The organism is Streptomyces sp. 1-11 (assembly GCF_007176755.1).
Classification (GTDB): Bacteria; Actinomycetota; Actinomycetes; order Streptomycetales; family Streptomycetaceae; genus Streptomyces.
Window position 1 is genome coordinate 1 of the sequence record NZ_BJTV01000032.1, and the last position, 20,459, is coordinate 20,459.

Annotated in this window: 18 protein-coding genes and 4 pseudogenes; 11 read left to right on the top strand and 11 right to left on the bottom strand. The window is 69.2% G+C overall.

Features of this window, described 5'->3' with window-relative positions:
• Window positions 1-134 precede the first annotated feature (134 nt).
• Window positions 135-934 (bottom strand): IS5 family transposase gene (locus TNCT1_RS35160; protein WP_174266560.1). Its coding sequence is split into 2 segments (ribosomal slippage): window positions 135-595 and window positions 595-934, totalling 801 coding nucleotides; the frame shifts between segments, so codons are not numbered across the junction.
• 591 nt (window positions 935-1,525) lie between these two features.
• Here TNCT1_RS35160 and TNCT1_RS36760 point away from each other — a divergent pair.
• Window positions 1,526-1,924: pseudogene (locus TNCT1_RS36760) on the top strand (transposase); the annotation flags it as partial.
• Window positions 1,925-1,932: 8 nt separating this feature from the next.
• Here TNCT1_RS36760 and TNCT1_RS36865 read toward each other — a convergent pair.
• Window positions 1,933-2,250 carry a hypothetical protein gene (locus tag TNCT1_RS36865; protein WP_308789303.1) on the bottom strand — a complete coding sequence of 106 codons (318 nt, stop codon included), beginning with the start codon at window positions 2,248-2,250 and terminating at the stop codon, window positions 1,933-1,935.
• Window positions 2,251-2,448: 198 nt separating this feature from the next.
• Here TNCT1_RS36865 and TNCT1_RS35175 point away from each other — a divergent pair.
• Window positions 2,449-2,718 (top strand): annotated as a pseudogene (locus TNCT1_RS35175) (transposase); the annotation flags it as partial.
• A 247-nt stretch (window positions 2,719-2,965) separates the two neighbouring features.
• On the opposite strand, the gene TNCT1_RS36060 reads toward TNCT1_RS35175, so the two are convergent.
• Together TNCT1_RS36060 and TNCT1_RS35950 are read right to left on the bottom strand one after the other, a co-directional pair.
• Entirely contained in the window at window positions 2,966-3,778 is an 813-nt protein-coding gene (locus TNCT1_RS36060; RefSeq protein WP_216856700.1) for a hypothetical protein, read from the bottom strand.
• A 7-nt stretch (window positions 3,779-3,785) separates the two neighbouring features.
• Window positions 3,786-4,095: pseudogene (locus TNCT1_RS35950) on the bottom strand (transposase); the annotation flags it as partial.
• A gap of 233 nt (window positions 4,096-4,328) precedes the next feature.
• Here TNCT1_RS35950 and TNCT1_RS35190 point away from each other — a divergent pair.
• Genes TNCT1_RS35190 through TNCT1_RS35200 form a run of 3 tightly spaced genes read left to right on the top strand, consistent with a single transcriptional unit; the run spans window position 4,329 to window position 7,887 of the window.
• The gene (locus TNCT1_RS35190) at window positions 4,329-4,853 is read left to right on the top strand and encodes a PadR family transcriptional regulator (protein ID WP_143640356.1); all 525 of its coding nucleotides are present in this window, start codon (window positions 4,329-4,331) and stop codon (window positions 4,851-4,853) included.
• Window positions 4,850-5,542, top strand: coding sequence for an ABC transporter ATP-binding protein (locus tag TNCT1_RS35195; RefSeq protein WP_132856606.1), 693 nt, complete (start codon window positions 4,850-4,852; stop codon window positions 5,540-5,542). The genes TNCT1_RS35190 and TNCT1_RS35195 overlap by 4 nt, the downstream gene beginning before the upstream one ends.
• On the top strand, window positions 5,539-7,887 hold the full coding sequence (locus tag TNCT1_RS35200) for an ABC transporter permease (RefSeq protein WP_143640358.1): 2,349 nt from the start codon (window positions 5,539-5,541) through the stop codon (window positions 7,885-7,887). Before TNCT1_RS35195 ends, TNCT1_RS35200 begins: the two co-directional genes overlap by 4 nt.
• Before the next feature lie 419 nt (window positions 7,888-8,306).
• On the opposite strand, the gene TNCT1_RS37065 is transcribed toward TNCT1_RS35200, so the two are convergent.
• The 3 genes from TNCT1_RS37065 to TNCT1_RS35210 all read right to left on the bottom strand — a co-directional run bounded on the left by TNCT1_RS37065 (window position 8,307) and on the right by TNCT1_RS35210 (window position 10,007).
• Window positions 8,307-8,870, bottom strand: a complete 564-nt coding sequence (locus tag TNCT1_RS37065) for an ATP/GTP-binding protein (RefSeq protein ID WP_235903065.1) — start codon at window positions 8,868-8,870, stop codon at window positions 8,307-8,309.
• Window positions 8,871-8,878: 8 nt separating this feature from the next.
• Complete coding sequence (locus tag TNCT1_RS37070) at window positions 8,879-9,133, bottom strand: ATP-binding protein (protein ID WP_235903066.1); 255 nt, start codon at window positions 9,131-9,133, stop codon at window positions 8,879-8,881.
• 100 nt (window positions 9,134-9,233) lie between these two features.
• On the bottom strand, window positions 9,234-10,007 hold the full coding sequence (locus tag TNCT1_RS35210) for a Mu transposase C-terminal domain-containing protein (RefSeq protein WP_235903067.1): 774 nt from the start codon (window positions 10,005-10,007) through the stop codon (window positions 9,234-9,236).
• A 49-nt stretch (window positions 10,008-10,056) separates the two neighbouring features.
• Between TNCT1_RS35210 and TNCT1_RS36585 the strand changes: the two are divergent.
• A pseudogene (locus TNCT1_RS36585) lies at window positions 10,057-10,195 on the top strand (saccharopine dehydrogenase); the annotation flags it as partial.
• A gap of 78 nt (window positions 10,196-10,273) precedes the next feature.
• Here the strand turns inward: TNCT1_RS36585 and TNCT1_RS35220 are convergent.
• Window positions 10,274-11,221 carry a CU044_5270 family protein gene (locus TNCT1_RS35220; protein ID WP_143640363.1) on the bottom strand — a complete coding sequence of 316 codons (948 nt, stop codon included), beginning with the start codon at window positions 11,219-11,221 and terminating at the stop codon, window positions 10,274-10,276.
• On the bottom strand, window positions 11,214-11,849 hold the full coding sequence (locus TNCT1_RS35225) for an RNA polymerase sigma factor (protein ID WP_143640366.1): 636 nt from the start codon (window positions 11,847-11,849) through the stop codon (window positions 11,214-11,216). The genes TNCT1_RS35220 and TNCT1_RS35225 overlap by 8 nt, the downstream gene beginning before the upstream one ends.
• Window positions 11,850-12,479: 630 nt before the next feature.
• On the opposite strand from TNCT1_RS35225, the gene TNCT1_RS35235 reads away from it, so the two are divergent.
• From TNCT1_RS35235 to TNCT1_RS35255, 4 genes are all read left to right on the top strand, one after another.
• Complete coding sequence (locus TNCT1_RS35235) at window positions 12,480-13,742, top strand: lanthionine synthetase LanC family protein (RefSeq protein WP_235903068.1); 1,263 nt, start codon at window positions 12,480-12,482, stop codon at window positions 13,740-13,742.
• A 345-nt stretch (window positions 13,743-14,087) separates the two neighbouring features.
• Window positions 14,088-14,915, top strand: a complete 828-nt coding sequence (locus TNCT1_RS35240; RefSeq protein ID WP_143640372.1) for a maleylpyruvate isomerase family mycothiol-dependent enzyme — start codon at window positions 14,088-14,090, stop codon at window positions 14,913-14,915.
• A 743-nt stretch (window positions 14,916-15,658) separates the two neighbouring features.
• Window positions 15,659-15,853, top strand: a complete 195-nt coding sequence (locus TNCT1_RS35250) for a hypothetical protein (protein WP_143640374.1) — start codon at window positions 15,659-15,661, stop codon at window positions 15,851-15,853.
• 48 nt (window positions 15,854-15,901) lie between these two features.
• A complete protein-coding gene (locus TNCT1_RS35255; protein WP_143640377.1) occupies window positions 15,902-16,114 on the top strand; it encodes a hypothetical protein in 213 nt (70 codons plus the stop codon).
• Between the two features lie 138 nt (window positions 16,115-16,252).
• Here the strand turns inward: TNCT1_RS35255 and TNCT1_RS35260 are convergent, their stop codons facing one another.
• Complete coding sequence (locus TNCT1_RS35260; RefSeq protein ID WP_143640379.1) at window positions 16,253-18,943, bottom strand: DEAD/DEAH box helicase; 2,691 nt, start codon at window positions 18,941-18,943, stop codon at window positions 16,253-16,255.
• A gap of 45 nt (window positions 18,944-18,988) precedes the next feature.
• A complete protein-coding gene (locus TNCT1_RS36590; protein ID WP_235903069.1) occupies window positions 18,989-19,420 on the bottom strand; it encodes a hypothetical protein in 432 nt (143 codons plus the stop codon).
• A 598-nt stretch (window positions 19,421-20,018) separates the two neighbouring features.
• Between TNCT1_RS36590 and TNCT1_RS35270 the strand changes: the two genes are divergently transcribed.
• Window positions 20,019-20,210 carry a hypothetical protein gene (locus TNCT1_RS35270; protein WP_143640382.1) on the top strand — a complete coding sequence of 64 codons (192 nt, stop codon included), beginning with the start codon at window positions 20,019-20,021 and terminating at the stop codon, window positions 20,208-20,210.
• Window positions 20,211-20,459 lie beyond the last annotated feature (249 nt).

Consider the following 20,459-nt stretch of genomic DNA (forward strand, 5'->3'; position numbering starts at 1 on the left):
TCGACGGCATCCGCCACCCCCACGCCGACTCGATCAGCAACGAGTCGACACTCCCGCCACAGCCGCAATCTCATGCCTGACCAGCGGAATCCGCACACGACATTCGGAAAGCGAACAACCTCTTAGAAGTCATCTCATTTGGCGAGTTGGCGGTAGCAGATGAGGGTGCAGGCGAGGCTCGTGAAGGCGAGGAGGTGCTCGGCTTTGCGCTCGTAGCGACGGTGGAGGCGACGGCATCCGGCGAGCCATGCCATGGTGCGTTCGATGGTCCACCGGTGCCGGCCGAGCCGCTGTGAGGTCTCGACTCCCTTTCGGGCTATGCGGTGCCGGATGCCCCGCTGGGATAACCATCGCCGCAGGTGGGAGTAGTCGTATCCCTTGTCGGCGTGCAGTTTGGCGGGCTTGCGCCGTCGGGGGCCTCGCCGGGATCGGATCGGCGGTATGCCCTTCACGAGCGGGACCAGGGCCTGGCTGTCGTGGACGTTGGCGCCGGAGATGCCGACAGATAGGGGCAGACCGGTCCGCTCGGTGATCAGGTGGATCTTTGAGCCGTACTTGCCCCGGTCGACAGGATTCGGACCTGTCAGGTCCCCCTTTTCAGGGCCCGCATGTTCACCGAGTCGATCGCGCAGCGGGACCAGTCCAGGTCGCCGCGGGCGCCGAGTTCGTCGAGGACCAGGCGGTGCAGCTTGGCCCACACGCGGGCCTTCGTCCACTCCGTGAAGCGTCGGTGGGCTGTCGCGCCGGACGGCCCGAACGAGGCGGCCGGCAACTGCTGCCACGTGCAGCCCGACGTCGCCACGAACACGATCGCGGCCAGTACCTCGCGGTCGCCGTGCCGACGCCGGCCACCACCCTGAGGTCGCGACGGTGCCTCCGGCACCACCCGCTGGAACAGCTCCCACAACTCGTCCGGCACCAGCCGCTCAACGATCCTCGACACGACCAGCAGCTGACCCAGCCAAATGAGATGATCTCTAATTTACCGGCCATCGACTGGGCCCAACGGGCGGTGAGCCCTCTTCCTGGGGAGGGGCAGAACAGGCAACGTGGGAGAAACTTGGGACTTGTCCTGTAAGCCGCAAGGTGCAGCACGAGTGCGGAGCAACTGGAAGAATCCCCGCGCACAGCCGTCTGTACAGCTTCACCCCCCCGCGCCCACGGGAGCGGATGCGCACTCCCGGACCCCGCACAGCGATACGCGCGCCGAGACCTGCCACGGTCGCGTCAACATGTACGCCCTTCACAGTGAGGATGACGCGCTGCGGAGGGACGCCCTGACCGACGTCATGCACGAGCGCGGCGATCTTCTGGCCGTCCGTGTGGACCTCGTTCCACTTGTCGGCGAAAGCTTTCTTCCTCGCGCTGGCCGGGGGTGAGGCCTTCGCCCGTCGCAGGGTGCCGTCCGCCGCGATGTGGCTGCGACCGGACGCCAAAACGTGTGCTGACCGAGCCTTTTGCCATACGTTCGGCCGGGGCGAAGCGAAGGCCGTGGTCGTGAGTCTGGAGCATCAGGATGTCGGGCACATTCCGCCTGTTCAAGCAGACCCTGGGGTGGACCAGGCCCCGGCGCCGCAGCTCGGAAGCGGCCGATCGGTGGACCTGGCTCGTGATCGCCGCCTACGCCCAACTCCGGCTCGCCCGACCGCTGGCCACCGACCTCCGCAGGCCCTGGGAGAAGCCGACCGAACCGAACAAACTGACACCCGCCCGCGTACGCAGAGGGTTCAGGAACCTGCACGTGAAGACCGGCTCTCCAGCCGGTGCACCGAAACCATCCCGTCCCGGCCCTGGCCGACCACAGGGTTCGAAAAACCGCCGCCCCGCCACCCGGCACGACGTGGGTAGAGTCCTCGCCACCGGCGAGTCATACAACCGCCCCGCCCACCACGAGGTCGGCACAAAACCGCGCCGAACTGGCTAATGACAAGGTCAGGTGCGCAGCAGTGAGGCGTGGATGCGGGCGATGGCCCGCAGTACCTCGTCACGGCTCTTGGCCTGCTGCATCCATGCGGGCAAGCGCGCCACCACGGTCATCCTTCGGCCATGGTCGTGCCAGGGAATCCCTTCACGCAGCGGTGCCTGCACGAATCGTTTGATCAGGTCCAGGTGCTCCAGGTTGTAGGCCCATACCCACCCGTGCCGGGTCTCGATCTGCAGCCAGAGACGCACATCGAAGTACGGGTCTGTGGCCGACGCACGCCGATCCCGGTGCAAGGTCACACCGCCACGGCTCCAGTCCTTCGCCATCCCGCAGCTCCGACAAACGAGCCGCCTCCGTGCGAAGAGGCCCTGGTCGTGAACCCCCGACGGGTCTGGCGGTATACCGATGTGGGCCACCTTCCCGCACCCCGGACAGCGCACGAGAACCGACGTGAGGAAGTCGTACTTCGTCCTCCGGGGGTCCCTGAACCGGTGGTGCGTGGAGATCGAACTCATTGGACCAGTATGCGAGCCACGAACCCAAGGGTTAAATCTCAAGCTAAGCGGCTGCGCCAACAGTTCGAGGGTGTGGTCTGGCGGTTCCGGACCGGCGGGCAGTGGCGGGAGATGCCGCGGGAGTTCGGCGCGTGGTCGATGGTCCACAATCGCTTCCGGCAGTGGCGGGACGCGGGTGTGTTCAAGGTCCTGCTGGAGGGGCTGATCGCGGAGTCCGTCAAGCGGGGCGAGGTGGACCTGTCCTTGGTCAGCGTGGACTCCACCACCGTCCGCGCCCACCACGACGCCGAACCTCGTCGGAGACGCTCATACCGCAACAGCGAGCCCCATCACGGGAAGCAACACGTTGCTTCTCTGCGAGCCCTTAGGGTCTTTCGTTTGGATCAGGCCGGATAAGGGAGCGGGGTCTGGTGCGGTGCCTCGCAAGGCGGAGGAGGGCGACATGGCGGAGCCATGGCAACCGACGACAACGCGGCGAGGCGCCGCACCAGACCCCGCGAGCCCGGCGTGATCCAAACGAGAGGCCCTAGCCCTGGCAGGTCTGTGCGGGGATGAAGAAGACCTGCGAACCGTCACGCGTGGGACCGGCTGGACCCGGAACGCCTGTTCCAGAACGACTGCTTTCGGAGGGTCCTGGGGGCGTAGCGGTCGTGGGCCCGCTGGGCGCCGGTGACGCGTCGCCGCTCGGGCGCGGGCTCGCCGACCCGGACGGCGCGGACGTCGCGCCCCGGTCCGAACCGTTGCCCGCTGTGCCCGCGGAGGGCGACGTGGTCTTTCCGGCGGTCCCATGCCACCCCCCGGACGAGGGCGACCGGGAGGCCCCGGAGGACGGGTCGGAGGCGGGGGCCGAGGGCCGGGCGGCGGGTCCGGTCCCGCCGGTCTCCGGGACGGACCGGCCGCGCTCGCCGACCGCGTCGCTGACCGTGCTGCCTCTGCCGCCGCTGAAGCTGCTGCCGGACACCAGCTCGTACGTCGTGATGCCGGCCATGGTGACCGCGAAGACGACGGCGGCCGCGACGACCGGGCGCCGCCAGGTCCGCGTCCGGGCCCGGTACACGGTCCCCTCGCCGAACCCGTCGGGAGCTGGCGCCCCTTCCCGGTGGGGGCGGACGGGCGGCTTCGTCTCCCTCAGCTGTTCACCCGTACGACGGAAGAAGTGCTGGAAGAGCGTGCCGCCGCAGGTGGCGACCACACTGACGACGCCGGCGCCGCGGATCGTGCCGTACACCCCGAAGTACGAGGCCAGTTTGGCCGCCACGACCGCCGCGAGGGCGCTGCCGGCAACCTGGGGGACGCTCAGGTCGATCCGCTTGCGACCCGCATCGGGCGTTTCACGCATACCCGGCCGCGGCGACCTGGTCGATCAGGTGGGTGCCGGCGGCGGAGTCCTGCACGCTCGCGGCCGTGACGAGCACGGCCAGGAGCAGTCCGAGGGTGTCGGTGACGATGCTCCTCGTGCGGCAGGTAGTGCCCCTGCACCCCGGTGCGGTCCACGTACGGGATCGCGTTCATGATCTCGCGCAGGTCATGCTCGGGCGGGCGTCCGATGTTCAGCGCATGCCTGCGCCGCTCGGCCCGCCAGGCGCTGAGCAGCGGCTCGATCAACTCCCAGCGGGCATCGGACAGGTCACTCGGATACGCATGACGTTCGGCCATGACCAGGACGTACCGCTGGTCAGGGACGTACGCCCAGGCGTGCAGCGCGACCAGCAGGAGCACGCTCTACCGGCATTCTGGGATGAGACAGGCGCACGCTGTATTCGAACCGAGACGATCCGAGTTCCCGGCTCCCTCGCCTGCGCTGTCGTACGCCCCGCCATGACCTGCACACACCGTGTATACACACCATGTATACACGGCGTGTATACATGGTGTGTAGAGTAGGGGTCATGTCCATCGGTCACACCCTTTTAGGGCTCCTGGAGTCTGGCCCGCGCCACGGCTACGACCTGAAGCGGGCCTTCGACGAGAAGTTCGGTCACGACCGGCCTCTGCACTACGGCCAGGTCTACTCGACGATGTCCCGACTGCTGAAGAACGGCCTCGTCGAGGTCGACGGGATCGAGGTGGGCGACGGGCCCGAGCGCAAGCGCTACGCGATCACGGAGGCCGGCATCAGCGACGTGGAGCGGTGGCTGGCGATGCCGGAGCAGCCGGAACCGTACCTCCAATCGACCCTGTACACCAAGGTCGTCCTCGCCCTGCTCACCCGGCGCAACGCCGCCGAGATCCTGGACACCCAGCGTGCCGAGCACCTGCGCAGCATGCGGATCCTGACCGACCGCAAGCGCAAGGGCGACCTCGCGGACCAGCTGATCTGCGACCACGCCCTCTTCCACCTCGAAGCCGACCTGCGCTGGCTCGAGCTGACCGCCACCCGACTCGACAAACTCCGTGAGGCTGTGACCCGATGACGACTTCTTCCCCCGGTTCGCTGCTCGCCGCGCACGATCTGCGCAAGGCGTACGGCCCGACCCACGCGCTGGACGGCGCCGAGTTCTCCATACACCCCGGCGAGGTCGTCGCCGTCATGGGCCCCTCCGGGTCCGGCAAGTCCACACTGCTGCACTGCCTCGCGGGGATCGTTCTGCCCGACTCCGGGTCGATCACCTACAACGGGCGTGAACTGACGAACATGAGCGATGCCCAGCGCAGCGCGCTCCGGCGCAGCGAGTTCGGGTTCGTCTTCCAGTTCGGCCAGCTGGTGCCGGAGCTGACCTGCGTGGAGAACGTGGCGCTGCCGCTGCGGCTGAACGGCACGCCCCGCAAGCAGGCCGAGCGCACCGCGCTCACCTGGATGGAGCGGCTCGAGGTCGACGACCTCCAGGCCAAGCGGCCCGGCGAGGTATCCGGCGGCCAGGGACAGCGCGTTGCCGTGGCCCGCGCGCTGGTCACCGGACCGCGCCTGCTCTTCGCCGACGAACCCACCGGCGCGCTCGACTCCTTCAACGGCGAACGCGTGATGGAGCTGCTGACCGAAGCGGCCCGCTCGACCAACGCCGCCGTCGTCCTCGTCACCCACGAGACACGCGTGGCCGCCTACTCCGACCGCGAGATCGTCGTCCGCGACGGCAGGTCCCGCGACATGGAGCGCGCCGTATGAGTCCTCGCCAGTGGGCCCGAGACCTGGCCATGGGGGCCCGCTTCGCCGTCACCGGCGGACGCGAGGGCTGGATCCGGATGACGCTCACCGCCGTCGGCGTCGGCCTCGGCGTGGCACTGCTCCTGCTGTGCACCGCCCTGCCCAACGTGTTCGCCGCCCGCCAGAAGGTGGAGGATGCCCGCTTCGACTACACGTACTCCACCAAGATCCAACCGAAGGCCGACAACACCTTCCTGATCGCCGACACCGACACCACCTGGCACGACGACGACATCCGCGGCCGGCTCGTCGAGCCCGAGGGCAGGCGGGCGCCGCTGCCCCCGGGGGTCGACAGCTTCCCGGGCACCGGCGAGATGGTGGTCTCACCCGCGCTCAGGGACCTACTCGCCTCGGACGGCGCCGAACTGCTGCGGGAGCGGCTGCCCTACAAGATCACCGGTACGATTGGCGAGAGCGGACTCATCGGGTCCCACGAACTGGCCTACTACGCGGGCGCCTCGGGGCTGAAACTCACGGCCTTCTCCCCGGTACACCGGCTGACCGGGTACGGCGACCCGGACGCGACACCCGGCAAGACCGACCCGGTGCTGCTGCTCATGGTCCTGGTCGTGTTCGTGGCGCTGCTGACCCCGGTCGCCGTGTTCATCGCCGCCGCTGTCCGCTTCGGCGGCGAGCGCCGCGACCGCCGGCTGGCCGCGCTGCGCCTGGTCGGCTCGGACAGCCACATGACCCGGCGGATCGCGGCGGGCGAAGCACTCGCCGGAGCCCTGCTCGGCCTGGTCACAGGCACCGGCTTCTTCCTCCTCAGCCGTCAGACGCTGGGCTCCACCGAGGTGCTGGGCGTGAGCGTCTGGCCCAGTTACCTCGATCCGTCCCCCGTGCTCGCCGTGCTGGTCGCGGTGGCGGTCCCGGTCGCCGCCGTACTCGTCACGCTGCTCGCGATGCGCGGCGTGGTGGTGGAACCGCTTGGCGTCGTGCGCTCGGCAAAGCAGCGCCGCCGCCGGCTGTGGTGGCGGCTGCTGCTGCCGCTGGCCGGCCTCGCGATGCTCTACCCGATGATCGGCAAGGGCCGCAAGAACGGTGACTTCAACCAGTACCTCGTCATCGGCGGCGTGCTGCTGCTGCTGATCGGCATCACCGCGCTGCTCCCCTGGGTCGTGGAGGCGGTCGTCGTCCGCCTCGGCAAGGGCACGCTGTCCTGGCAGCTCGCGGTACGGCGGCTGCAGTTGAGCAGCGGAACCGCCGCACGCATGGTCAACGGCATCGCCGTCGCCGTGGCTGGAGCCATCGCCCTGCAGATGCTGTTCACGGGAACGCAGAGCCAGTACATCAAGGCCACCGGCCAGGACCCCGGCCGGGTTCAGATGCAGGTCGACTTCAGCGACCGCAAGCCGCTGTCCGGTGTGGAGCGCGAATTCGCCGGCACCAAGGGGGTACGGGCCGCAGTGGCCCTGGCGATCTCGCAGTACGGGGACGCGCGTCGCGACCCGAAGAACAGCAACGGCCTGACCGTGGGTAACTGCACCGCCCTGCGTGAACTCGCCACATTGTCCTCCTGCAAGGACGGCGACGTGTTCGTCACTCGAACGAGGAGCCACTACGTCTCCCCCAGCAACGCCGAAGAGATCGCCGTGGTGAAGCCCGGTCGGCAGCTCTACATCGACCCGTCGTACGGCGACGCCGCCGAACGCGGCATCGAGGCGCCCTGGACCGTTCCGGCGAACGTGCGGGTGGTGAAAGCACGCAAGGACTCGCTGGAGGACTCCAACGGTCTGCTGGTCACCCCCGCCGCCCTGCCCGCCAAGGCCGCGCCCGCGGTGGTCTCGCGCGGGGTCTACCTGCGTCTGGACCCGTCGGTGCCGGACTCACGGGAGTACATACGCAACGTCGTCGCCCGGATCGACCCCCTGGCACGCACCTACAGCTGGTCGGCGACCCAGGAGGACTCCAAGTACACCTCCATCCGCACCGGCCTGTTCGTCGGCGCCGTCTTCGTGCTGGCACTGATCGGCGCGAGTATGCTGGTCTCCCAGATGGAGCAGTTGCGCGAGCGCAGGAAGCTGCTCTCCGCGCTGGTCGCCTTCGGCACCCGGCGCCGCACGCTGAGCCTGTCGGTGCTGTGGCAGACGGCCCTCCCGGTCGGACTCGGCCTCGTACTGGCCACAACGGTGGGTGTCACCCTCGGCTCGGTGCTGCTGAAGATGACCCGTACACCGGTGGCCGTGGACTGGGCGAGCGTCCTGACCATGACCGGCGCGGGCGCGGCCGTGGTCGGCGTGGTCACGCTGCTCAGCCTGCCGCCGCTGCTGCGGATGATGCGCGCGGAAGGCCTGCGCACGGAATAACCCCTCCCACATCCCCGAGGTCGGCTCCCTCCTGCCAGGAGGAGCCGACTCCTGCATGCGGGCAAGCCCGGTCGGCATCAGCACAGTCACCGTCAGGACAACCTCGGCGCACAGCAGGATTCGCACCGCCGCGAGCAGTAGACGGGGTTCGACCGCCGGTCCACCCCGGCCACTCAAGTGGCCACGCACTCGTAACGCTCGGAGGGGGGTTTGTTGGTGTACGCGGATGCGGTTGTCCTGGGGTGTTGTGGGTGTGCTGAGAGGCGGCGTGGGTGGCTTAGGTGGGGAGGTTGGGGTTGTGAGCTGGGCGTATGCGTGGTGCGTGGATCGTGGCCCGGGTGGGTTGTAGGTAGTTCTGGCGTGTAATGGCTCGTTTGGTGTTTTTGCTGGTCAGCGCTGTTTGTGCTGGTGGGGTGGGGTTAGCGGCTTCGGGTGCGGGGGTGGTGGTGGGTTTCGGCGAGGTGGTCGAGTCGGATGGTGTCGAGGGTGGTTTTGGTGATGCGTTCGGTGCCGTCGCCGATGGCGGTGATGGCGGTGATGGCGGTGATGGCTGCTTGGCGGATGAGGCGGGTGAGGGATCCGATGCGGCCGGCGGTGCGTTGGTGGAGGTAGAGGGTGTGCCGGGGGAGGGTGCCGGGTTTGTGTTGGTGGAGGTCGAGGTTGTTTTCGATGTCGGTGATGACGTCGCGGAACGGCTGGCGGGTGCCGTGGCGGGCGGGGAGGGGGCCGCAGGTGATGAGGGTGGCGCGGCCGGCGAGTTGGGCGCCTCTCACCCCGGTGAAGAGGGGGGTGTCGGTGACGTTGATGCCGGCGTAGACGAACGTGGCGGGGAGGCGTTCGCTGAGGTCCTTCAGGAGATCGGCGGTTTGTGCGCCGGTGGTGGTGCGGGGGTTGAGGCGGTGGATCTCGTCGATGAGGACGAGTTGGACGCCGGCTTGGGTGTAGGTGTGGCAGACGGCGTCGGTGATCTGGGTCTGGGTCATGCGGGTGGCTACGGGGATGCCGAGGTAGCGGGCCGGGCGAATTCGGTGATGAGGGTCTTCGCGGTGGCGCCGGGCGGGACCAGGACGTACGCCACGGGTGCCGTGGCGTGGGCTGATCCGGGCGGGGGCGGGTTTTTGCGCAGGTGGGCGAGGTGGCAGGCGCGGCCGACATGGAGGAGGGCGGTGGTTTTGCCGGCTGCGGCGGGTCCGGTGACGATCAGGGAGGGCCGTGCGGTGGTCTGCTGGTGGCGGCCGAGGATCATCAGGGTGCGGACCTGGGTGGCGAGTTGGCTGATGGCGGGGGTGCGGATGGTGACGAACGCGGAGTGGTAGGCGAGGCGTTCGTCGCGGCTGCGGGGCGGGTCACCGGGCTGGGGCGGGGTGGGCGGGTCGGTGGTGGCGAAGCGCTGCCAGCCCTGCCAGGTGGTCAGGGGCCAGGACGGTTCTGGTGGGCCGGCGCTGTCTGTCTCGGTGACGGCGGCAAGGGTCCGGGTGGTGTGTCTGCTGGGGCGTTGCGCAGGGGTGGCGTGTTCGGTGTGCGGGCGGGGGTTTACCACTTGTCGGCTTCCTCGGGTGCGTCGTAGAGCCCGAATCCGGCGGCCGCGGCGGGGCGGGGCCGTCGTCGGGGAGGTCGTCGAGGTCGTCGATGCTGTCGTCCTCGTCGTTCTCGTCGTGTTGGGCCGGTTCGCCGGTGAGGGGGCCGGTGCTGTGGTGGGGGTGCCGGGCGGCGGGGACCGGCGGCGTGGTGGCGCGGGCGAGGAGGGCTCGTTCGGTGGTGGTGGCGTGGCCGGTGTGGACGCGGCGCATGAGCTGGTCGAGGGCGTCGGCGAGGTGTGCTTCGTGCTGCTGGCTGTCGTCGTGGTTGTTGTGGTGGGCGTGGGTGCGGATGTGCTGCCAGGTGTGGTCGTTGAACGGCTGGTGGACGTGGTCGCGGTGGATCCAGGGGATCTCGGTCAGCTCGCCGTCGGTGAGGCGGATCCAGATCTGGCGGACGTCGTGGGGGTTGTAGTGGATCTCCCATTTCCCGCCGCGGCCGGCGACCGGGGAGGGCTGGCCGCGGTAGGGTGCGAGGAGATCATGGTCGTAGGTGCGGTGGTGGATGGTGATGCCGGCGGGGGTGATGGCCTGCCAGCGCACGGGCAGCAGTTCGAGGTAGTCGCGGCCGGTGAGCGGGACGGGGACGTGTCCGGCGACGGCGATGGCCCGCTGCGTCTCCCAGCCCCTCGCCTTGGGCGTTCGTCACATCCTCGACGGATCCCTGCCTGCCAGCTGAACGGGCGGCGGAGACCGCCGCCCGTTCAGCTCTGTGGCTGGCCGAACTCTCCGACTTCACCTTCCGGCGGGAGACCTGGACGGGCCGCCGGAGCAGCCGGTCCGCGCGCGGGAGCCCCCGGCCGGGCGGCTCAGCGGTGCTCTCCGATGCGGTCGACCACCTGGATGTCCTCCAGCGTCGTGGTCCTGTAGTAGTAGTTGACCTGCTTCCACTCGCCGTTCACCTTCTTCGCGGAACTGCCCTTGGTGCGCAGGCCCAGGTAGTCGTAGGTCTTGCGGTCGAAGAGGAAGGTGAAGGAGGCCTGAGGGTGCGAGACGCCGACGGCGCGCCGGCCGGCCACGGTCGCGTCGTGGTAGTCGAGCCTGATGCGGGGTAGCTTCGACAGCGCCTCGAAGGCGGCGGCCTGCAGCGCCGGGGGCAGCACCCGGGGTCCCATCAGCAGCATGCACCCCTCGAAGAACGCTTGCGCGTCGTTCAGCGGCGAGCTCTTCATGCCGTGCCTGAACTGGTCCAGGAGCTTGTCGGGGTCCGTCGGCATCCGCTGGAGCTTGGAGTAGACGGTCGGCGGCCAGCGCACCTCGTGCTTGCCGAGCGGAGGGTCGTGGTGGACCTTCCCGTTCTCCTGGCGCAGGGACGGCTTCGAGCCATCCACCGACATCCAGCTCTCGTCGGTCCACGTCCGGGTCCTGCCGTCCTTGAGGTACGTCTGGACGACGTACGTCCGGGTGTAGAAGTACTGGTCGTCGCGGGGGACGGGCAGGTCGCGGTTCGCGGTGCGGGACCGGTCGGCGGCTCGCCGCAGCACCTCGGCGGCGCTGACCGTGTTCAGCCGGGTCGTGCGGTCGTGTCCGTCGCCGTCGCGCGTGACGACGACGGTGACGCCCGCGCCCGCCGCGACGGCGCCGGCGAGCGCGGTGCGCAGCACCAGGCGCCGGTGCAGCCCGCCCGTGCGGGCGGTGCGGCCGCGGGACTCCTCGGTGACGGCGGTCTCCAGGCGGGCCCGGGCCGCCGCGCGGGCCCGGTCGGAGAGTCCCTCGGCGCCGGGGTCCCAGTCCCGCACCTGCGTCAGCTCATCCATGATCGGTCTCCTTCTGCGGTGTGGTCGAGGTGGGGTGGCCGGCTGCGGCCAGTGCCTTGCGCAGCCTGGTGCGGGCCCGGTGCAGACGGGAGCGCACGGTGCCGACCGGCACGCTCAGGGCCTGCGCGGCCTCCGCGTAGTCCAGTTCGCCCCAGGCGATCACCAGCAGCACGTCCCGGTACCGGGCGGGCAGCCCGGCGAGGGCGCCGGCCAGCGCGCTGTGCGAGCTGCCGCTGAGCCGTTCGGTGACCCCGTCCTCGGGACCGCCGTGTTCCGTACCGGGCGCCAGGGAGGCCGCCCGCAACAGGGCCCGCAACCGGCGTGCCTCGTCGCGGCGGTGACGTCCGATCAGGTTCGTGGCGATCCCGTACAGCCAGGGGCGGGCGTGCGGAATGGCCGGGTCGTAGCGCCGCCGCCGCTGGAAGGCGATCACGAAGGTCTCAGCCATCAGGTCGTCGGCGGTGTCGGAGCCGAGGCGCCGGGCGATGTAGCGGTGGATGTCGTCGGCGTAGCGGTCGAAGATCACGGTGAACGCGTCGGGCGTCTCCCAGGACCGCTCGATGACCGAGCCGTCGCAGCCGCCGCTTGCGGCCGTTGCCGGGACGCTCGCGGCGCCGTTGTCTCGCATCGGGGTCACGTTCCACCTCTGTGGTTCATGCACGTCCTCGGCAATCGGGTCGTGGTGTCGTGGTCACCCGTTGTTCGTCGATGCCGGGCAGGGAGTTCCAATCCTGCAAGTGATCTGCATCACAACGCTGTTGATGCGCATCCGAGGGCCGGAAGCCGTGACCGCGGCGGCCGGCCGGCCGGTCCTCGGGGTCAGTCCGTCAGCACCTCGTGCACCAGCCGGCGCAAATCCGGGAAGACCTTCAGGCCCCTCGGCCGCACTTGGGTCATTGGGGTCGTGGCAGGGTCGACCCAGAAGGCGTCCGGCTCACTGCGTCCACCTTCCTTGGCGCGCGCATCATGCCGCGGCCGGGCCTGACGCGCTGCGGGCCGCCGTCCCTGCGCGATTCGCCGGGGGCGCGGGTCGCACAGCATGGGCTTCGTCGCTTGCGGCGTCTCCGTCGGCCTTGAGGGCCTGGTAAACGGCTACCGCTGATGTATGGAGGCGCCACGGAGAACGCCGCCAACCGGCACCGGCCGAGTAGACGGATATCGTACTGGGCGCCCAGGTGGGCTGTAGCGTGGCTGGATGTTGAGGAGCGATGCGTACCTCGAGTTGGGCGAGGCCGCTTGGGCATGGATACAAAACCAGGTGCGCGAGGACGAGGGCCCGTGGCTGCCGGAGACAGTGTCGCCGGACGCTCAGGAACCAGCACCTCCGAAGGACCGCGACTCGCTGTACGCGGGAATCGCGGGGTTGGCTCCGGTGCTGGCTGAGATCGCACAGTACCGGCAGCTGAGCGAGAGGGAAGAGAGCCTAGCGGCCGGGATCGTGGCAAGACTGTCGGCGCAGGCCAGAAGCAGAACGGAGCCGTCGTTGTACGACGGTCTCGCCGGTGACGCAATGGCGTTGAGGCTTCTCGCCCCGGGTGAGGAACTGACCGCGTTGCGGCGGCTGGCCGATCTGAGGACTCCTGCGGGCTGGAAGACCACACTCGATGTCGAACAGGGTTCGGACGCCCCTGTGAGCGACCTGGTCATGGGTACCGCAGGCGTGGTGCTGACGGCGGTCTGGGCGAAGAGCGAGTTCTCCCAGCGGATCGCGACGACGGGCGGTGAAGCGCTGCTACGGGTGGCGGACCGTACGCAAACGGGCCTGGACTGGGGGATGGTGCCAGGCATGCCATCGAGGATGCCGAACTACTCGCACGGCACTGCCGGGATCGCGGCGGCGCTGGCGGTGGCGGGTGCGGCGCTGGATAGAGAGGACTTTCTTCAGGCCGCTGTGCACGGGGCCCGGCACGTCCTGTCGGTAGGTTCCTTGGAAGACGGAGGTTTCGTCGTCCCGCACACGATTCCTCCGTCGAGTCGGAAAGTGGAACCGGTGACGTACTCCTGGTGCCACGGACCGGCGGGCACGTCGCTGCTGTTCGCGGCGCTGTCATACGCGGGAGTCGAAGAGGTGGAAGGCTTCCAGGTCGAGGAACTACGGCGGCGTTGTCTGACCTCGATCCTCGATTCGGGGCTGCCGGAACGTCTTCGCCCCGGCTTCTGGGACAACGATGGCCGCTGCTGTGGAACAGCGGGTGTCGGAGACGTGCTTCTGGACGCGGTTCAGGCCTGCCGGACGAGCGCAGAGGCGGAGACCCTGTTGCAGGGGGCGCGCAGGATGGGTGATGCGCTGGTGAAGCGGGCGGTCAGGGACCGAGCAGGCGCCCGATGGCGCTTCCTGGAACACCGCAAGGATCCTCCGCTGCTACCGCCGAGCACAGCGTGGATGCAGGGTGCGGCAGGCATAGCAGCCTATCTCCTGCGCCTCGGCCGGTTGATGGATACCGGCCTGGAGGCCGCGGTGGTGGACCGCCCGGACCAGTGGTGGGCAGTACCGGCGCACCTCCGCACGACGGCTTCCTGAGCCGTAGCTCATTGCCGCGGCGCTTCGGCGTCGGTCGAGAGCAGGGCCTGCGTGCGGCGAGCAGTGCCAACGCGGACGTGGCCGGGTGCGCGCGGCCGTGCAAGCCGGGATCTCAGCCTCAAGGAGGGCTGTCACCTGGTCGCTGAAGAACTCGCCCCACTCGCCCTGCTTGCTGCCGAGGCAAGAGCAATGCTCGGTCGACAACGTGCGTCGCATCGTCAAGTCCTGACCGCGCCGGCAGGTGCACGCGGGCGCGGCGCGGCCGATGCTCGTGACGGACCAGGGGCCGACTTGCCTTCGAGTACGCTCCAACCGCCACACTGATCGTCTGCGGAATCCGTACCCGTGACAGAACGGCGGCAGCAGATGGCGACGACGGGCAACGCAGGACATCCCCTGCTGTACGACACCTACCGTGAGGCGATCGAACGGGAGACCCGCCGGTTCGCCGACGCGGTCCGCGGCGCCGACCCCGCGGGTGCCGTGCCCTCCTGCCCCGACTGGACACTGGCCGAGCTCACTCGGCATGTGGGCTCGCTGCAGCGCTGGTTCTGCACCCTGCTGTCCCGGCGCGTGCAGGAGTTTCCCCGCAGCCGGGACGTGGAGCTGGGGCTGCCCGACGACCCGCGAGATTACCCCGACTGGGTGATGGCGGGGGTGCCCGACGTGGCGGCCGTGCTGCGGGACACGGACCCCGACGCGCCGATGTGGACGTGGGGCGAGGACCCGCATGCGCGGTTCTGGGCGCGCCGGATGCTGTTCGAGACGCTGGTGCACCGGGTGGACGCGGAGCGTGCCGTCGGCCGGGAGCCGGACGTCGATCCGGTGCTGGCGGCGGACGGAGTGGACGAGTTCCTGGTGAACCTGCGCCACGCGGGACTTTTCGCGCCTGGGGTGAAGCAGCTGCGCGGCGACGGGGAGACGGTCGCGTTCCGGTGCACGGGTGCCGACGATGCGACCGTTGAGGAATGGCGGGCACGGCTGGAGCCGGTCGGTTTCCGGCTGCTGTCCGGCGGGGTCGCCGAGTCGGGGCCGGACACGGCGGCGGTGCGGGGGCCGGCGGCGGATCTCCTGCTGCTGCTCTACGGCCGACGGTCGTACCGGGACCCGGTCTTCGATGTCTCGGGGGACGCCACGGTCCTCGACCGCTGGTTCGACCACACACCCTTCTGATCCGGGCCGCCGCCGGCACTGCGCACCACCTTTGCCGATGGCAGCATCGCCCACTGCTCGTCGGTCGAATCCGACTCAGGAGCCGCTTACCGGCCCTGGCACGCCGCTGACCGGAGACCACGAACGCAGTACGCCCTTCCCGGCCACCGCACCTGACTCGGCCGCATCGCCTCGGCGGCCCGGGTGAGTGGCAGTTCGGCGGCGATCTGGGCGGTGATCTAGGGGCACTTGCCACCGCAGCTCCAGCGGCTGGGCACACCCTGGTGCCAGCCGCTTGCCCCTACGGACTGGGAACGGCTTCAGCGGCGGACAGCTTTCGAAGACCACCTCGGCGGCGGCCGACGACCACCTCGAGCACTCCGTCGCCCCGCCGGCAACCTTATCTCGGCGTCAGCCCGCGCGCCGCCGCCCTCGTGCCCCGGCGGGTAGTTGCGCCACTTCCAGCAGGCCCGTAACACCTTTGCTTCCATCCCGTAGCGCCTGGCGACGCGGCAGATCAGCGAAGAGGTCGTCTCCCGCTGCAGGGGAGCGGTCCGCAGGAGGACGGGGTTACGGATCACTCCACCACGGTCTCGTGTTCACCGGCCCGGACGGACGTCTTCGCAAAATGTGTCGGTGAGTGACCTCGCGCAGTGAAGGTTGACCTCTTCTCATCGAGGGTTGAGCGCCGATCGCGCGACGTGGGGCTGGTCGAGATAGTTGTCACTGGCCGCGCCGGTTCGCCGGGCTGCGATCATGCTGAGATGGCCCATGACGTCCTGTTCTTCCTCGCAGACGACGACGAGGCTGCGGCGGCTACGCGGCTGCGGGGACCCGGTGCGGCCTTCGAGTCGGTGAGCTGCCACTTCATCGATCCGGACACGGCCATTGCCGAGTGGGACATGTACTTCGAGGAGCCCTCGGCCGAGGCCCCGTCATCTGAGCGGCTGTATGCGTAGCGGCCGTGGCCTGAGTGGGTCGTTCCTCCCTTGAATGATGGCGTTGAGGTGCTCGCTCTGCCGAAGCGGTTGACCCGGGCGCTGGCCAATGCGAGCCTCGCCGAACTGGAAGAGCTTGCCGGTCGCTGGACTGCGCGGCTCTGGTCCGAGGATGGGGACGAGATGACGGACGACGATCTTCTGGCGGTCCTCCAGAAAGTCGCCCGGCTCGCGGCATCTGCTGTGCACACCGGCGGCGGCCTCTACAGCTGGAGCTTCTGACCGTCCGCCTGCTGCCTCGCGCCCGAGCCGCACCGTTTGCTTCTGCCGATCAGGAACGCGCTCGGTACGTACTGCGTACGCGAAATGTACGCTTCACGGCGCGATCGCTGCGCCTGGGCGGCTGATGCTCCACAGCTGTCACGCCCACCCCACCCCCAGCTCGCGCAGTGCGGCGAGCTGCTCCGCCGTGAGTTTGTCGCGCCGCTGCTTGGTGTTGGTGATCCATACGCCGAGCCTGACCGGTACCGGCTCCGCCTCACCCTCAACCACGAGCTCCACGATGGCGCTGCGGGGTACGGGCCGCCTGCCTTCGCGTTCGACCCATTGGGTGAGGGCCGCCAGGCCTCTGTGGAACGCCGCCTGAGCCTTGCTCCCAACCTTCCCCGGGCCCTTCGCCGTGCCCTGGGCGGCCGTGTCGGCCGGGGCCGCCGACGGCGTCTCCGCCGGTGTCACGCCCAGCTTGGAGAGCCGTTCCTGCTGCTCGGTGGACAGCTGCGCCCAGGTCCTCGCGTCTTGCTGCCTCACCAGCCATCGTCCGAGGTCGTCGCCGTCGAGGTGGACGCCGGGTGCGATGTCGGGGAGCCGGCCGTGGGGTTCGTCGGTGGCGAGGTCGGTGAGGACGCGGTGGTGGCGTTGCCAGTGCAGTGGCCAGGGGCAGTTCCAGTCTTCGTCGATCGCGGTGAGTTGCCTGGCTCGTTCCGCTGCCCGGTCGGGGTTTTTGCCGAGGCCGTGGGGGCGGCGGAGGTTGGCGATGAGTTGTCCGATTGCGACGGGCTGTCCGTCGGGGTCGTTCCACATGGCGTCCTGGCGGGGTGCGAGGTGGCCGGTGGCGCGCCGGTAGGAGCGCAGGACGGCGAGTTTGGTTTCCCAGGCTTCTTCGCCGGGCTCCCAGACCATCCCGGCCTCGGGGGCGTCGAGCAGTTCGATGCGGTGGGGGTCGAGCTCGCCACTCCGCAGCGCTTTGCGTTGCTGGTGGACCCACCTGCCCAGGGGGAACGCCTTGGTCACTCCCACCTGGGTCTCGACGTCATACGGCACGGCATACAGCCCGGTGATGTTGTTCTGGGCTCGCCAGCGCAGGAGGGCCTGGTAGCCCTCGAGCCAGACCAGTGACTGCGGCCGGTAGACGCGGGTGCGCAGGAACGCGGCGATGGTGGCCGGATCCCGGGGACTGGAGAACTGCAACAGCTCCGACTCCGCCACTCCGCTCTCGACCTCCGGCCCTTCCGGGCCGGTGCCGGCGGGGACGCCGGTGATGATGCGCCCGTCGTCGTCCCGCCGGACGTGTGGCTTTCGCGTCCCGCGGGTGAGGGCCCGGTTGGCGAGTTGTTCGGTGAGGTGTTCGGAGTGGGAGCGCAGGGCTTGGAGGACGGCGACGAGGGGGGTGTAGGAGGCGCTGGCGATCATGTCGGTGGGGTCTTCGCCGGGCTGGAGAAAGACGGGCACGATGATCCGCGCGGTCTTGGTGGTGCCGTCGAGGTTGGGGCGCAGGGCCCGGCCGATGTTCTGCACGATCTCGACCTGGGAGCCTCGGGTGTCGGCGAAGCAGACGGCCTCCACACCCCGCTCGCCCCGGATGTCGACTCCTTCGCCGAGGACGCGGCAGCTGGCGAGGAATGCCCGGTGCACCCGCCGGCCGGCCGCGTCGATGCCGTTCGCGAACTGGCGCAGGACCTCGCGGCGTTCGGTGACGAGGTGGTCCCCGCACAGCCACGCCGACCACACCCGGTCCGCAGGGACGTGCCGGCCGACCTCCTCGACGTCACCGGGTACGGCACCGAGAGGGGAGCGCGGCCTGGCGGCGGCCTCGTCCAAGGCGTGGGCGGTGACCTCGTCCGCATACAGGTCCGCAGCGGTCCGCGGGAGATTGAGGGCGAAGGCTTCGGCTTCCTCGATCCGGCTGTGGAAGGTCATCATCGTCTTGATGTTGCGGGCACTGGCGTGCTCCAGCAGTGCGGCCTGCAGCAGCGCGAGGCGCCGGCCACGCCGCGCCTGGTCGGACAGGCCGACGGAGTAGTCGGGGTCCTCGATCTCCAGGACGTCGATCTCGAATCCGGCGAGGACGCCTCGCTCGATGGCCTCGGCGAGAGCGAACTCGGCCAGCCACGGCCCGAAGGTGGGGGAGTCCTGTCCCATCGAGCAGAGTTCCAGCTCGCGCCCGTCTTTCCCGCGTTGCGGCCTGGGTGGTGCCAGGATCCGCGGGGTGGCGGTCAGGTAGAGCCGGAAGTCCGCGGGGATACGGGTGTTGTCGTGGATCGCCGCCCACGACCGACCAAGATCACCCGTGGTTGAGTGGGCCTCGTCCACGATGGCGAGGTCGAAGCCCGCCATCTGCTGCCCGTACAGCCGCTCCCCACCCGCCAGAGCAGCCTCCAACGGCCCCTGCATACGCCCCTGGCCCGTTGGGTCGTCGAAGTCCTCACGGTCCACGAGGGAGGCGTACGTGGCGAACACGACTACAGGCCCCGTCCCCGCCCACAACGCCAGCTGGATCGGGTTCGTGGTCGTGCGTACCCCCAGCTCGCCCAGCACCGGATCGTTCTCCAGCGAGCACACCGCGATCATCGGGACCCGATGGCCTACCAGGCGCCACGCCTGGGCGGTCTGGACGAGCAGGTCCAGGGTGGGCAGGGTGACGAGGATCCGGCCGTCCCGGAAGCACTCCAACGCGCACGCGGCCGCCGTGATCGTCTTCCCCGACCCGGTCGCCGACACGATCACGCTTCGCGCACCTTGGGGCGGCACAGATGATCTTGCAGGAAATCCAACCCATCCACGAAAGGCAGATTTCTGGGCTACCTGATGTTCCCTGAGCGAGATGACCTGCATTTTCTGACTTCTCTTTTCCGAGGCTGGCTCAGATGGCCGGGTGAGCTATTTCGAGGGTGTGGGAATGTCGTCGAGCCCTCTGAGGCCCCATGCGTCGAGTCCGGCGTAGATGGTGGCGGTCCGGCAGCGCGGCGCTTCCATGACTTCGGCTTCGCCCCGGTAGATGGCGATCAGCGAGTCGCTCCCGCGCCACCAGGTGTCCGCAAGACCGGCGACCTCCGGCACCGCCTCGAACCCATCCAGCTCCAAGTCGTCCACAGCAGCGCCCTGCAGCATCGTGGTCGTCACCGCACACCGCCGGGCGTGATCTGCCAATACCAGGGCTTCCAACCACCCCTCGACGCTGGCGTGCAAGGCCACCCACTTCCCGGCCTCAAGCCCGAACTCCCCGTCTGGACCGATCACGAACGAGTAAGGAAGAGCCGTACGCTGCGCGCCGGCTTCGAAGAGCCAGTCAGGCTCTGGCCCCTCAGGCATGTCTCCGTGAAGCGTGCGAGGCCCCCCGTCATAGTGAGGAGAAGGAGGAAGGGCCAGACCGCCCCAGACAGCCTCGAAGGCCGCCACGCGATCGATCTGACCTCCAGGGATCCCGTGCTCCATCCACCGGGCCCTGTACTGCTCTATATCGTTCCGGCCAGCCCAGCGGCCATGCATCCGAATGAAATACTCAGCCCTACGGGTGATCCCTGCAGGAAGCCCCTTACCGACCATCACACCGCACCACCCCCTATATTTCTTCCAATGCTACATGCTGCATCACACTGAGATGCAGCGGTTGGCGGTGGACCCCTGCATGACTGACCCAGGAGCTGCTGCTGGCGGAGTTGCGGATCACAATACGACGGGACCTCGGCAGGCAGGCCTTCTAGCCACCCGGCCGGCCACTCCCACCCAGCCTGACTAGCTCGCCCCGTAGCTGCTCGGGCCGCAGGCCCGTTGACCGGCCCCACGCAGCGGGGCCGGTCTTTCGTGGCGCGCTGCGCCACCCGGTGACCGGAGCGCAGCGAAGGCACCGCATGAGGGCGAATCCCACGGGTACTCCGCACGCACCGCCGCCCACCCGACCAGGAGAGCCATGACCCACAACACTGAGAACACTCAAAGCAACCGGTTCTGCAAGGCCTGCGGCACGCCCGCCGGAGACGGGAAGCTGTGCGACCACTGCGGCGCGGTTCTCGATTTCCCCGACCAGGCCGGACTGATTGAGAATCAGGGAGCTGCGATCCGGCGTGACTTCGAAGGCCGCACCGAACCGCAGCAGAACTGACCCCGAATCGGAAGTGGGTCGGCAGGCATCCCAGCCGACCGAGCTGCCGCGCGGCCGGCTCCGCACACCTCACTCCCACCCGACGTGCGACCAGGAGAGAAGCTGCCCCGAGCCAGATGGCGCGGGGCAGCGGCTCAATGACAGCCCCCCAGCCCGGGCCGCGCGGAGCGTGGCCCACTGCCTCGCACGCAGTGCGAGGCACACGGTTCGCAGCGCAGCGGAGAACCGCCCCGAGGCCCGAGCGAAGCT